Raw genomic sequence first — 13,445 nt, forward strand, 5'->3', positions numbered from 1 at the left:
CCTGTGTGCCGTAATTAAAATCAGGCTAATCAGGCAGATAGAAAGCGTGCCGTCGCTCATTTCTCATAATGAGAGAGATATTCTTAAATTGCGAACATTCTCGCCCCGCCGGGCGTGGAGGCTGGCGCTAAATAAAACTCATTATCAGCTACCCGCTCTCGTCCGCAGCGACCCGGCGCAGAATGGGAGCCTTATCACGAAATGATGGCGAATGATGCGCTCTGCGGCGAGAGTGGCGCACATGTTGCTATGGCTCAGCCAACCCCTCTCCACACCGGAATTCCCCCCTGTGGATTAATCGCTCAGTGATGAGGAGCAATTTATGGCTGACATTATGCGTCCCATTCCCTTCAGTGAACTGCTGGAGCGGATTTGTGCGGAATATGAAGAGAATCACTCTATTTTTGGCATCCCGGAAAAGGAGTTCTATCACCGCGATCCCCGGCGGCAGATTGCGCTGTTTGGCGAAACCTGTGACACCCCCATTGGCCCGGCGGCCGGGCCTCATACCCAGCTGGCGCAGAATATTATTGTGTCATGGCTGACCGGCGGCAGCTTTATCGAGCTGAAAACCGTGCAGATCCTCGACCGGCTGGAGCTGGAAAAACCCTGTATTGACGCCAGTGATGAGGCGTTCAATACCGAATGGTCCACCGAATTTACCCTGCCAAAAGCCTGGGATGAATACCTGAAAGCCTGGATGGTGCTGCATCTGCTGGAGGCGATCTATTCGCCGCGCCAGGGCGGCCAGCGGCGTTCGTTTATCTTTAATATGAGTGTGGGCTATGACCTGAAAGGCATTAAACAGCCCGCGATGCAGAAATTTATTGATGAAATGCTGGATGCCGGTAAAACCGAGAAATTCCCGCACTATCAGCAGCAGCTGCGCAACTTCCTCTCCTCAGCCCGCTGGCGGTTGCTGGCAAAAGCTGACCCGGCGGCCCTGCTGGCGCTGCCGATGCAGATTTCCGCCCGCATGGTTAACAGCGTCACGCTTTCAACCATGCATGGCTGCCCGCCCGATGAGATCGAGTCGATTTGCCGCTATATGCTGACCGAAAAGCATCTGCACACCTTTGTAAAACTCAACCCAACGCTGCTGGGGTATCAGCGGGTCAGAGCGATCCTCGACGGCAACGGCTTTAACTATGTCTCGCTCAATGAAGAGTCTTTCCAGCACGATCTTCAGCTAAACCGCGCCTTAGCGATGCTGGAGCGTTTGATGGCGCTGGGCAAAGAACAGCAGAAAACCTTTGGCGTGAAGCTCACCAATACGCTTGGGGCTCGTAACCATAAGCAGCGACTGCCTGGTGAAGAGATGTATATGTCAGGGCGCGCACTCTATCCGCTCTCGATTAATGTCGCGGCCGTGCTCTCTGAGCACTTCGCCGGTGAGCTTCCCATCTCCTACTCCGGCGGGGCGAGCCAGTACAATATCGCGGATATTTTCGCCACCGGTATTCAGCCGATTACTATGGCGACCGATTTACTCAAGCCCGGCGGCTATCTGCGCATGAAAAAATGCGCGCAGCTGTTAGAAAGCAGCGACGGCTGGGAGCGCAAAAAGATCGACGTGCCGCGCCTGAAGCTACTGGCTGAGGCCGCCCTCAGCGTGAGCTGGGCCCAGAAAGCGTGGAAAAGCCGTGATGAGATAGACGCTGGCGGGCCGCTGCCGCTGACCGACTGCTATGTCGCGCCCTGCGTGACCGCCTGCGCCATTCATCAGGACATCCCGGAGTATCTGCGTCTGGCTGGAGAGGGACGCTATACCGAGGCGCTGGAGCTGATTTATCAGCGTAACGCCCTGCCCGCCATCACCGGCCATATCTGCGACCATCAGTGCCAGAGCAACTGTACCCGTCTCGATTATGACAACGCGCTGAACATCAGAAAGATCAAAGCCATCGTGCGGGAGAAAGGCTGGGAGGATTATCGCCAGCGCTGGCATAAACCGGCCGGTTCCGGCAACAAACATCCGGTGGCGGTACTGGGTGCCGGGCCTGCCGGCCTTGCCGCGGGCTATTTTCTGGCGCGGGCGGGCCATCCGGTGACGCTGTTTGAGCGCGAAGCCAGCCCCGGCGGAGTGGTCCGGCACATCGTCCCGCGCTTCCGTATTCCGGCCAGCCTGATAGAGCAGGATATTCAGTTTATTGCCGACCACGGGGTGAAATTTGTCTACAACTGTGACCCGCAGCTGACCCTCGATCAGCTGCGTCAGCAGGGCTTCACCTATGTCTGTGTGGGTATCGGTGCCGGTAAAAGCAACTCGCTGACGCTGCCTGGCGGCCATCCGCAGATTTTCAACTCCTTTGATTTCCTGCGCCAGTTCAATCAGCAGCGCCTGCCCGCCACGCTGCATGGCGCCGTCGCGGTGGTCGGGGCTGGCAACACGGCGATGGACTGTGCCCGCGCCGCGCTGAAAGTGAAAGGCGTCACCGCGGTGACGATTATCTATCGCCGGGAACCGCAGGATATGCCCGCCTGGCCGGAGGAGATCGCCGCCGCCCGCGAGGAGGGCGTCACCTTTGCGACCCTGCTTAACCCTGAGCATTTCGATCCGGCAGGCAACCTGACATTACGGGTGATGCAGCCGGGCGAAGCGGATGAGCAGGGACGCCGCCGTCCGCTGCCCACCGATAAAACCCAAATCCGCCACTTTGACGCATTAATCACCGCCACCGGGGAAAAACCGGACACCGCGCTCTTGCAGCAGATTGGCCTGCCCTTAACCGCCGCCGGTTCGGTAGAGGTGAACCCGCAGACGCTGGAAACCGCGCTGCCAGATGTTTTTCTGGTGGGCGACGTGCAGAGCGGCCCCGCCTCGATCGTTGCCGCCATCGCCGGCGCGCGTAAGGCGACCAACGCGATTCTGCATCGGGAAAATATCCGCTCCGATAAAGATGACAAGCGCTGGCTGAACAGCGATCCGGCCGCGGTCTATACCCGCCGGGGCGTGGTGGCGGTTAAGCAGATTGACGCCAGCAATGAGGAGGCGTTTGCCCGTCAGGAGGCGACCCGCTGCCTGGAGTGCAACTACGTCTGTGCGAAGTGCGTGGATGTCTGCCCCAACCGCGCCAACGTGGCGCTGAGCGTGCCGGACTTCCACAACCGCCAGCAGATCCTGCATCTCGATGCGTTGTGTAACGAGTGCGGCAACTGCGCCCAGTTCTGTCCGTGGCAGGGCAAACCCTATAAAGACAAAGTCACCGTCTTTAGCCGTCAGGATGATTTCGTTAACAGCACCAATCCTGGCTTCCTGTTTGACCAGCAGAGCGTGCAGGTCCGCCTGCGGGATCGCGTCTGGCGACTGAATCTGGACGCACAGGGAAACATCAGCGACCAGACACCGGATGAGTTACAGGAGATGGTGCGGATGATCAATTTCACGCGCCAGCATCACTCTTATCTGTTGGGTTGTGTGGAGGAATAGTCATGTTGATTCTGAAAAATGGTACTACCGTCCAGTTTGCCCCCTGCCGGGTAGAAGAGGGACGCGATATTGCGATTGAAGATGACAAAATTGTGGCCGTGGGCACCCATCTGGCGGAACAGTATCCGGCGGCGGAGTGTAAAGAGCTGCACGGAAAGCTGGTGATGCCTGGCCTGGTCTGCGCCCATAACCACTTCTATTCGGGTCTGTCGCGCGGCATTCTGGCCCCCATTCCGCCCAGCCCGGACTTTATCTCTACGCTGAAAAACCTCTGGTGGCGGCTGGATCGGGCGCTGGATGAGGAGTCGCTCTACTACAGCGGGCTGATCTGCTCTCTGGAGTCGATTCGCAACGGCTGCACCGCGGTGATTGACCATCACGCCTCGCCCAACCTGATCAAAGGCTCGCTGAATATTCTGCGCCGCGGCTTTCTTGACGCGGGTCTGCGGGGAATGACCTGCTTTGAAACCACCGATCGCAATTTCGGCATGAAAGAGCTGGAAGCGGGCGTGGAGGAGAACGTGGCGTTCGCCCGTCTGATTAAGGCGGAATATAACAGCAGCCCGCTGAATAAACTGGTGAAATCGCATCTGGGGGCACACGCTCCCTTCACCCTGCCCGACGCCGGTCTGGAGCTGCTGCGCCAGGCGAAACAGGAGACCGATCTCGGTTTACACATTCACGTTGCGGAAGATCGCTACGATGTGTCACGCAGCCACGACCTCTACGGTATGGACCCGATCCTGCGGCTGGATCAGTTCGAACTGCTGGATGAGAAAACCTTAATCGCCCATGCCCTGTGGCTCTCTCCCGATGAAATCACCCTGCTGAACGAACGTCAGGCGGCGGTGGTGCATAACGCCCGCTCGAATATGAACAACCATGTCGGCTATAACCATCACCTCGCCCGTTACCAGCTGGCGGCGCTTGGCACCGACGGTATCGGCACCGATATGTTTGAAGAGCTGAAGTTCGCCTATTTCAAACATCGCGATGCTGGCGGACCACTCTGGCCAGATAGCTTTATGCGTATGCTGCAAAACGGCAACGTGCTGCTGGAGCGCAATTTTGGTCAGCGGTTTGGTCAGCTCGCCGCTGGCTATACCGCCGATTTAACCATCTGCGATTACTCCGCCCCCACTCCTCTTCAGGCGGAAAACCTGGCCGGGCATCTGGCCTTTGGGCAAAGCAGCAGCAGCGTGCACAGCGTCATGATTGCCGGACGGATGGTGTATGAAGATCGCCAGTTCCCCTTCGACGTGGCTCCGCTGTACGCCAGCGCGCGCAAAGCCGCCAGCAGATTGTGGAAGAAAATGGGAGATATCGCCTGATGAAGAGTTCTGCGCTTCCCAACCCCTCAGCCCCGGCTGCCGTGCAGGCGGTGGATGAGGTATTGCCTCTCGGGCAGATGATCCTCTATGGCTTACAGCATGTGCTGGTGATGTATGCCGGGGCGGTCGCCGTGCCGCTGGTGGTCGGCTCGGCCATCGGGTTAACTGACGCTCAGATAGTGATACTGATCGGCTGTGACCTGGTGGTGTGTGGCCTGGCCACCATCGTACAGACGGTCGGCATTGGCCGCTGGCTGGGCTGCCGTCTGCCCCTGATCCAGGGGTGTACCTTTGCCGCGCTCATTCCTCTGGTGCTGATCGGGAAAGAGTATGGCATGGGCGGCATTTCGGGTGCGGTAATGATTGCCGGACTCTTTACGCTGCTCAGTGCGCCGTGGATCTGTAAGCTGGTGCGCTTTTTTCCCAAAGTCGTGATGGGCTCGATTGTCACGCTGATTGGCCTCTCTATTATGCCAGTGGCGGGAGAGTGGATCGGCGGCGGCAGCGGCATGCCCAACTTCGGCAACTTTCTGTCGCTGGCGCTGGCGGCCCTGACGCTGGTGATCATCCTCAACATCTACACCTTTGGTTCCGGCCTGATTAAAAATATCGCCGTGCTGATTGGGCTGATCATTGGCTCGGCGGTGTGGTACTTCATCGACTCTCTCGACTTCAGCCGCGTCAGCGCCAGCCCGTGGATCAGCGTGCCGGTGCCGATGCAGTTCAGTCACCCGGAATTTCATCTGGTGCCGATTCTGCTGCTCTGCATGGTGATGGTGGTGGTGATGGTTGAAACCATGTCCTCGATGATGGCCATCGGTGAGATCGTCGGCAGGAAAGCGGACAGTGAGACGCTGAAGAGGGGGTTGCTGGCCTGCGGACTGGCCACCTTCTGCGGCAGCTTTTTTAATCTGTTTCCCTATGCCGCCTTTGCTCAAAATGTCGGGCTGATTGGCCTGACCGGAGTAAAAAGCCGCTTTGTGGTTGCCACCTCGGGCTGTCTGCTGATCCTGATGGGGCTGTTTACCAAAATAGCCGCGCTGGTGGTGATCGTGCCAAAACCGGTGCTGGGCGGTGCCGGGGTGGTGATGTTCGGCATGGTGGCGGTGTCCGGGATCCGTACCCTCGGCCAGGTCAACTACCGTAACAATAACAACGGGATGGTGATTGCGCTGACGCTGGGATTAGGGCTGATGCCGGTGCTGGTGCCGCAGCTTTTCTCGCAGTTGCCCGAGCTGGCACAAATGTTCCTGCACAGTGGGATCACCGTCGGAACCTGTGTCGCCATCGTCGCCAATCTGATCCTGAACGGCAAAGGATTTCACTTCAAAAACCGTCACTTTGAGGTTTGCGAGCCTGAAGATCCGACCGTGGACGAGGTGCAGTCGACCGCCGCACGGCGGGTGGCGATTAAAACCGTCAGGGTCTGGTTGCTTCTGCGCCGGGCCAGGGAGCAGAAAGAGAAAGAACAGCTGTAAAAAAACGGCCGCTCAGGTTCAGAGCGGCCGTTCATCTGAAGGCCGTTTTTTAGCGCGTAAAGGCCGATTGCTGGCCTTTACGCTCTGCCGCTCCCGATTCAGGCCGGGCTGCCGGGACGCGGATAGTCGTCACTGTTTACCCAGGCGTGATCTTTCTCCCAGCTGAACTTCCACAGCCGCACCGGTCCTGCCATCACGTTCAGGTAGTAGTTGTTATAACCCGCCAGCGTCGCCACCGGATGATAGCCGCGCGGCACCATCACCACATCGCGATTGTAGGGGGCCATACAGAGATCGAGCGAGCGGTCGTCGGTATAGACGCGCTGCATGGCAAAACCGGGTTCCGGGTCGAAACGGTGATAGTAGGTCTCTTCCAGATAGGTTTCGTTTTCACTCTCTTCCTGATCGTGCTTGTGGCTGGGATAGGAGCTGGTGTCACCCTCATTGGTGTAGACCTCCACCACCAGCAGGCTGTCAGCCGGTTCAGTGTCGGGCAGGATATTGTGCACCAGCCGCTGGTTGCGACCTTTTCCGCGATGCTCAACGCCCACCTCCGCTGGCGCAATCAGGCGCGCAGGCAGATCGCCCTGCCCCGGTGCGTTGCAGACCGCCAGCTCCAGATCGCTGTCAGCATAGACTTCGACCTCATCATCATGCGGCACATAGACCGAATAGGGCGGCACGCGCTCAAACGGCGACATGCGCTGACCGATGCCGGGAAACGTTGCATGGCGGGTTTTCACCGAAGCCAGTCCCGCCACCAGTACCAGGCAAAGTTCTTTATCACCGCTGCTGAGACGCAGGGTTTGCCCTTTTTTCAGCAGGTAAGCGTCAAACCCCACATAGCGCCAGCCCGCGCGCTCCGGCGTCACATGCTGAATACGACCCTGCGCGTCAGGGGCCTGTGCTTTCGACAGTAAAGACATCCTCTCCTCCTCTCTGTCACGATTGGCGCTGCGGCGGCATCAGCGGCGCGGATCTGATCCACCCCATGAATAGGGCGACCGGCAGATCATTCCGCCGGTCGCCCGCCGTCTCAGCGTTAAAATAGATTAGCCCAGGGTGGGCATACTGAATTCAGAGACCGTCTGCTGCCCGGACGGCCAGCGCACAGTGGCGGTTTTCATCCGGGTGTAGAAGCGTACGCCATCCGGTCCGTGGACGTTGAGCGCGCCAAAGACGGAACGTTTCCAGCCGCCGAAGCTGTGGAACGCCATCGGCACCGGAACCGGCACGTTGACCCCGACCATGCCTGCTTCCACGTTCTGCACAAAGTCGCGCGCGGTGTGGCCGTTGCTGGTGAAAATGGCGCTGCCGTTGCCGAACTCATGGCTGTTCACCAGCTTCAGCGCACTGGCGTAGTCAGGCGCGCGCATAATGCTCAGCACCGGACCAAATATCTCTTCACGCCAGATCACCATCTCAGAGGTGACGTGATCGAACAGCGTGCCGCCAACGTAGTAGCCTTCGGCGTGACCGGGCACCTGTACGTTACGGCCATCCACCACCAGCGTCGCCCCCTCCTGCTCGCCTTTATTGATGTAGCCCAGCACCTTTTTCTGGTGCGCCGCCGAGACGACCGGCCCCATCTCATTTTCCTCTGCGCCCTGACTCATTCCCGGACCGATGCGCAGCGCCTTCACCAGCGGCGTCAGACGGGCGATCAGCTTGTCGGCGGTGTCATCGCCCACCGCGACAACGACCGGCAGCGCCATGCAGCGCTCACCGGCGGAGCCAAACGCGCCGCCCATAATGGCGTTGACGGTGGCATCGAGATCGGCGTCGGGCATTACGATGGCGTGGTTTTTCGCCGCGCCAAACGCCTGCACCCGTTTGCCGTGTGCGCTGGCGGTTTTATAGATATGTTCCGCCACGCCCGATGACCCGACGAAACTCACCGCGGCGATGCGCGGATCTTTATAAAGCTGCTCAGCATCTTCATTGCTGCTGTGCACCACGTTGAAGACGCCATCCGGCAGGCCCGCTTCGGTCAGCAGTTCCGCCATGCGCACCGAGGCGGAAGGATCCAGCGCCGGGGGCTTCAGCACAAAGGTATTACCGCAGGCCAGCGCAATCGGGAACATCCAGAGCGGCACCATCGCCGGGAAGTTAAAGGGGGTAATACCCGCGACCACGCCGACCGGCTGCATCAGCGAGAAGCTGTCGACCCCGCCGCCGACGTTGGGCGAATACTCCCCTTTCAGCAGGTGCGGGATGCCGCAGGCAAACTCAATCACCTCAATGCCGCGGGTCAGCTCCCCCAGCGCGTCGGACCAGACTTTGCCATGCTCTGAGACAATCAGCGCCGCCAGCTCATCGCGATGCTGCTCCATCAGCGCTTTAAAGTTAAACAGCACGCGGGCGCGACGCAGTGGCGAGGTGGCCGACCACTCGGCAAAGGCGGCGTGCGCCACACCAATCGCCTGGGCCACTTCATCAGCATTACTTTGCGTCAGCTCACGGACCACTTTGCCGGTGGCGGGATCGTAAACAGGAAGGGTTTCGTTGCTGGCGCTGAACGTGATTTTACCGCCAATAAAGTTACCGATGATTGTCATGATGCTGCCTCTTAAGATGGTTAAATACCCTGCGGACTGCCCCTGCGACCTGCCACACTGCCTGACCCGGCAAACCTGAAAGCATGCTCTGAAGCTATTACAGTGGAATAAATTTTTCAAATAGTTATTTTTGGAAAATTTCCTTTTAGCGGCACAGATCGCATTTTCCTCATGGGCCACGGCGGAGCTGGCTGGCGGCAGCGGAGAGCGGCTCAGCGGCGGCCAGCCTGATGGGTGGCTGCCGCTCTCTGGCACGGCAGCTCAGGGCTTCGCTGCGAAGCCGATCCCCCTTTTCTGCGTCAGCCTGAAACGAAATATGAAATTAATGCGAGGCCGATCTAATAATTTGTATTTCACAATTCACTATTAATGAAATAAATGTTTTCTTTAGCCGCATCTTCCCCTGCTGCCGGAGCTACCGCATGGCCATCGATCCCACTCGTTTCTGTCTCAATCGTAAAATTGCGCCCCGGCTTTCGCTTGAGGCCTTTTTTCAGCTGGTTCAGCGCCTGGGGCTGAATAAGGTTGAACTGCGTAACGACATGCCGGGCGGCAGGGTCACTGACGATCTCAGCGCCGATCAGCTGCGTGCGCTGACGGACAGATACCATATCGAGATCGTGACCATTAATGCGCTCTACCCGTTCAACCGGATTGATGATGCGCTGCTGAGCCGGGCCGAGGCGCTGTTGCAGGAGGCGCAGCAGATCGGCGCGAAGGCGCTGGTGATGTGTCCGCTCAATGATGGCGTCGCGCTGTCGTCAGCGCAGACGCAGGCGGCGATGGTGCAGCTGGCACCGCGCTTTGCCCATTACGGTATTCAGGGTCTGGTGGAGCCGCTGGGCTTTCCGGTCAGCTCACTGCGCTCCGCCGTCACGGCCCAGCAGCTGATCGCGGCGGCGCAGCTGCCCTTTAAGCTGGTGCTGGATACCTTCCATCATCATCTTTATGAGCAGGCTGAAGAGGAGTTTCCGGCGGGCATTGATATTAATCAGATTGGGCTGGTCCACCTGTCAGGCGTGGAGGATCTGCGTCCCACCGCTGAACTGACGGATGAGCAGCGCGTGATGCTGAGTGACCGCGATGTGCTGAACAGCGTGGTACAGGTGAAACGGCTGGAGATGCTCGGCTATCGGGGTGTTTACGCCTTTGAGCCTTTCTCCAGCCAGCTCGACAGCTGGACACCGGCGGAGATTGAACGCCAGGTGCGCCACAGTATCGAATTGCTACAGGCCTGACGGCGGGCGGTAGTAGCCAGGGTTTATCTGTGTCTGTCAGCCTTTGTGGCCCTGTTGCGGGGCCACTTTTTTACGGCGACGCCTCATCCGTCACCGGCGACAGCCGCTGGATACGTTGCAGCCGCAGGGTACACAGGCAGGCGACACAGACCAGCAGCGCCGTGAGCAGATAGACCCGGGAGACGCCCGCGTAATTCATGATGAACCCGGCAATCGGCCCGGTGATCCCCAGCGACAGATCCATAAAGGCGGTGTAGGTGGCCAGCGCGCTGCCCTGATTCTGCTGCGGCACCACTTTCACCGCGACCACACCCAGCGCCGGGAAGACCAGCGAGAAACCGGCACCGGTGAGAAACGCGCCCGCTTTCGCCATCCAGGGATCGCCCGCCGCCGCCACCAGAAACAGGCCAGCGGCTTCCACCGCCAGACAGAGGGTAGCGACCCGCAGCCCGCCGTGGCGATTGATGGCGTTGGGGAACAGCAGCCGCGCCCCGACAAACGCGCCGCTGAACAGCGAGAGCGCGAACGCCGCCCCTCCCCAGCCCTTATCCTGATAGAACAGGGTGATAAAGGTGGCGATGACGCCAAAACCGGCGGAGCCCAGCGCCAGTATCGCACCGAATCCGGCGATTTTTCCCAGCACGGCACGAAACGGCAGCGGCCTGGCCCGACTGGCTTTCACCGCCGGACGCGGCACGGCGCAGACGATGGCCAGCACACAGATAGCGACAATCACCAGTGACAGCCACAGCAGACCGCCAGCCCGGAAGATCACCACGCCGAGCGGTGCGCCGATCGCCATCGCGCCATAGGTGACGATGCCGTTCCAGGAGATGACCCGGCCAATGTGCAGCGAACCGACCCGCGCCACGCCCCACAGCGAGGTGCCGGTGCCGGTAAAACTCTGGCCCACCCCCAGAATCAGCCGCCCCACGCAGAGCAGCGTCAGGCTCAGCATCGGTGATGCGATCAGCGCCGCCAGCAGAATACAGAGCCCGCTGATCAGACAGCCCACCAGCCCCGCCACCACCACTTTTTTCGGTCCCCAGAGATCGGCATAGCGCCCGGCGTGCGGTCGGCTCAGCAGCGTCGCCACATATTGCAGGCTGATCACCACCCCCGCCCAGAACGCGCTGAAGCCGAGCTGGTCATGGACCCAGCCCGGCAGGACCGCCAGCGGCAGACCAATAGTGAGATAGCTGGCAAAGTTATAGGCTACGATCGAGAGGATCAGCAGCGAGATGTTCAGGCTACCGGTTGGAGTTTCCGGTGGCGCAGCGGGTTGGTCAGGCATCAGGCGTCGCGCTCGTAGTCGGCTGAATGATAAGGGTTATCCCTTAACTATATCCGTTTTCGCCGCGGGCGCATCAGGATAGCGCGCTTATCGGACTGCCGGTCGCCCGTTTGCGGCGGCGGCAGGCGGGGGAATCTGGCGGGCGGCGCAGCCACTGACGCTGAGTGCGGTGGTACGCATTCCACCGGCCATCACCTGCGCTGCTGTTACCGTTTCTCTGATAAATCAGTTTGTTAATTTTCTTTCAGCTACACTTGCATCAGCCAATTGACGTCACAGGAGAGGGCATGAGCGAGCTGCAACGGGAAAAGATCGGACAAAATATTCTGATAAAACTGGCGATGCTGGTCATCATCCTCGCCGGTATTCGGGCTGCGTCCGACATTCTGGTCCCGCTGCTGCTGGCGGCGTTTTTTGCCATCGTGCTTAACCCGCTCGTCACGATGCTGATGCGGCGCGGCTTCCGGCGCGGGCTGGCCATCGGGCTGGTCATCTCGGTGATCTTTTTTGTTATCGTGCTGCTGGGGGCGATCCTGGCCAGCTCGATGAGCGAGTTCTCGGAGCTTTATCCGCAGCTGCGGGCCACCATGGAGCAGAAAATGACGGTGCTCCAGCATCTGGCGGCGGGCTTTCACCTCAACATCTCCACCAATGCGCTGGTCCAGCACTTTGACCCCAACACCATGATGAATCTAGCGTCGGTGGCGCTGAGCGGCTTTTCCGGGGCGATGACCAACACCGTGCTGCTGGTGCTGACCGTGGTCTTTATGCTGTTTGAGGTCCACCACCTGCCCTACAAAATGCGCAACGCGCTGGTGAATCCGAAGATCCGCATCGCCGGGCTGCATAAAGCGCTGAAGGGGGTGACGCACTATCTGGCGCTGAAAACCCTGGTCAGCCTGATAACCGGCCTGTCGGTCTGGCTGAGCCTCTCTCTGCTGGATGTGAAATTCGCGCTGCTGTGGGGCGTGGTGGCGTTTATTCTCAATTTTATTCCCAACATCGGTCCGATTATCGCTGGCATCCCGCCCTTTTTGCAGGCGCTGTTGCTGAACAGCGTGTTTGACGCGGCGATGGTGGCGCTGCTGTTCAGCGCGATTCACATGGTGTTTGGCAATATGCTGGAGCCGCGTCTGATGGGGCGCGGCCTCGGGCTCTCAACCCTGGTGGTGTTCCTGTCGCTGGTGTTCTGGGGCTGGCTGCTCGGCCCGGTCGGAATGCTGCTGTCGGTGCCGCTTACCAGCATTACCAAAATCCTGATGGAGACCACCCCAGGCGGCAGCCGGCTGGCGATTATGCTGGGCACCGGCCGCCCGAAACGGGCGCGGGGATTAACCAAGTAGCCGCTGCCGGACCTGGCGCAGATGATTTTCCATCGCCTGGCGGGCCGCCGCCTCATCGCCCGCCACAATGGCGCTGGCGATCTGCTGATGGTCAGCGTTCATCTCCTGCACAACGCTGTTGTCGGCGAAATAGCGCTCCAGCCGCTGCACATGCGGGGTGTAACGCTTATTCCATAGCTGTTCCAGCAGCTCACGCAGTATCTCGTTGCCGCTCATCTCGCCAATCAACAGATGGAAGCGCTTGTCCTGCGCCAGAAAGGCGGCGTCGTTGGTCCGGTAGTGTTGCAGTTCAGCGGTCAGCGCCAGCAGTGCCGCGCGCTGATCGGCGGTGCCGTTGCGTGCCGCGAAACCGGCCAGCATCCCTTCAAACGCCTCCCTGGCCTGTAACAGTTCCAGCAGGCTACAGGTTTCGCCCTCCTGCGGGGCAGCGGACTGCGGCAGCGGCTGCGCCACATAGACGCCGTTGCCGGTGCGAATATCGACCCAGCCGGTCATCTCCAGCGCAATCAGCGCTTCACGCACCGATGAACGGCTGACACCCAGCTGCTTCGCCAGCTCGCGTTCCGGTGGCAGTAACCCGCCTGAGACGAAATCGCCGCGGCTAATGCCCGCCATGATGGCGTTGGCGATCTGGCGGTAGAGGCGTTCAGTTTTTACCACGGGCAGCGTCATGACTCTCTCCTGTTAATCCGCGTCAGCCAGCGCGGCCTCCACGCAGTTTGCCGGGCTGCGATCGGGATCACGGCTCGCTTTTTGTCATTATCATACTCTTG

General features: G+C 59.7%; 9 protein-coding genes. 5 read left to right on the forward strand and 4 right to left on the reverse strand.

All coding sequences use genetic code 11. From position 1 onward, the window contains the following. Nucleotides 1-322: 322 nt before the first annotated feature. From ygfK to ACCW71_RS09455, 3 genes are read left to right on the forward strand one after another with little or no spacing between them, the layout of a single operon-like run. A complete protein-coding gene (gene ygfK / locus ACCW71_RS09445) occupies nucleotides 323-3,430 on the forward strand; it encodes a putative selenate reductase subunit YgfK (protein WP_436370932.1) in 3,108 nt (1,035 codons plus the stop codon). A gap of 2 nt (nucleotides 3,431-3,432) precedes the next feature. Next, a complete protein-coding gene (gene ssnA, locus ACCW71_RS09450) occupies nucleotides 3,433-4,761 on the forward strand; it encodes a putative aminohydrolase SsnA (RefSeq protein ID WP_436370933.1) in 1,329 nt (442 codons plus the stop codon). Continuing rightward, nucleotides 4,761-6,239 (forward strand): nucleobase:cation symporter-2 family protein, encoded by a 1,479-nt coding sequence (locus ACCW71_RS09455; RefSeq protein ID WP_436370934.1) that lies wholly within the window; start codon nucleotides 4,761-4,763, stop codon nucleotides 6,237-6,239. The genes ssnA and ACCW71_RS09455 overlap by 1 nt, the downstream gene beginning before the upstream one ends. Before the next feature lie 98 nt (nucleotides 6,240-6,337). Here ACCW71_RS09455 and iolB read toward each other — a convergent pair whose 3' ends face one another. Both iolB and ACCW71_RS09465 read right to left on the reverse strand, forming a co-directional pair. After that, nucleotides 6,338-7,165: a 5-deoxy-glucuronate isomerase gene (iolB, locus tag ACCW71_RS09460; RefSeq protein WP_436370935.1), complete on the reverse strand. Its 828-nt coding sequence runs from the start codon at nucleotides 7,163-7,165 to the stop codon at nucleotides 6,338-6,340. Nucleotides 7,166-7,291: 126 nt separating this feature from the next. After that, entirely contained in the window at nucleotides 7,292-8,797 is a 1,506-nt protein-coding gene (locus tag ACCW71_RS09465; protein ID WP_436370936.1) for a CoA-acylating methylmalonate-semialdehyde dehydrogenase, read from the reverse strand. Between the two features lie 422 nt (nucleotides 8,798-9,219). On the opposite strand from ACCW71_RS09465, the gene ACCW71_RS09470 reads away from it, so the two are divergent. After that, the gene (locus ACCW71_RS09470) at nucleotides 9,220-10,035 is read left to right on the forward strand and encodes a TIM barrel protein (RefSeq protein ID WP_436370937.1); all 816 of its coding nucleotides are present in this window, start codon (nucleotides 9,220-9,222) and stop codon (nucleotides 10,033-10,035) included. A 70-nt stretch (nucleotides 10,036-10,105) separates the two neighbouring features. Here ACCW71_RS09470 and ACCW71_RS09475 read toward each other — a convergent pair whose 3' ends face one another. After that, nucleotides 10,106-11,329: an MFS transporter gene (locus ACCW71_RS09475; protein WP_436370938.1), complete on the reverse strand. Its 1,224-nt coding sequence runs from the start codon at nucleotides 11,327-11,329 to the stop codon at nucleotides 10,106-10,108. Between the two features lie 287 nt (nucleotides 11,330-11,616). Here ACCW71_RS09475 and ACCW71_RS09480 point away from each other — a divergent pair, with 287 nt between their 5' ends. Beyond that, on the forward strand, nucleotides 11,617-12,672 hold the full coding sequence (locus ACCW71_RS09480) for an AI-2E family transporter (protein ID WP_436370939.1): 1,056 nt from the start codon (nucleotides 11,617-11,619) through the stop codon (nucleotides 12,670-12,672). On the opposite strand, the gene ACCW71_RS09485 is transcribed toward ACCW71_RS09480, so the two are convergent. Continuing rightward, nucleotides 12,661-13,344: a FadR/GntR family transcriptional regulator gene (locus ACCW71_RS09485; protein WP_436370940.1), complete on the reverse strand. Its 684-nt coding sequence runs from the start codon at nucleotides 13,342-13,344 to the stop codon at nucleotides 12,661-12,663. The genes ACCW71_RS09480 and ACCW71_RS09485 overlap by 12 nt on opposite strands. Nucleotides 13,345-13,445 lie beyond the last annotated feature (101 nt).

The organism is Pantoea sp. C2G6, from assembly GCF_051336815.1.
In the GTDB taxonomy this organism is placed as follows: domain Bacteria; phylum Pseudomonadota; class Gammaproteobacteria; order Enterobacterales; family Enterobacteriaceae; genus Pantoea.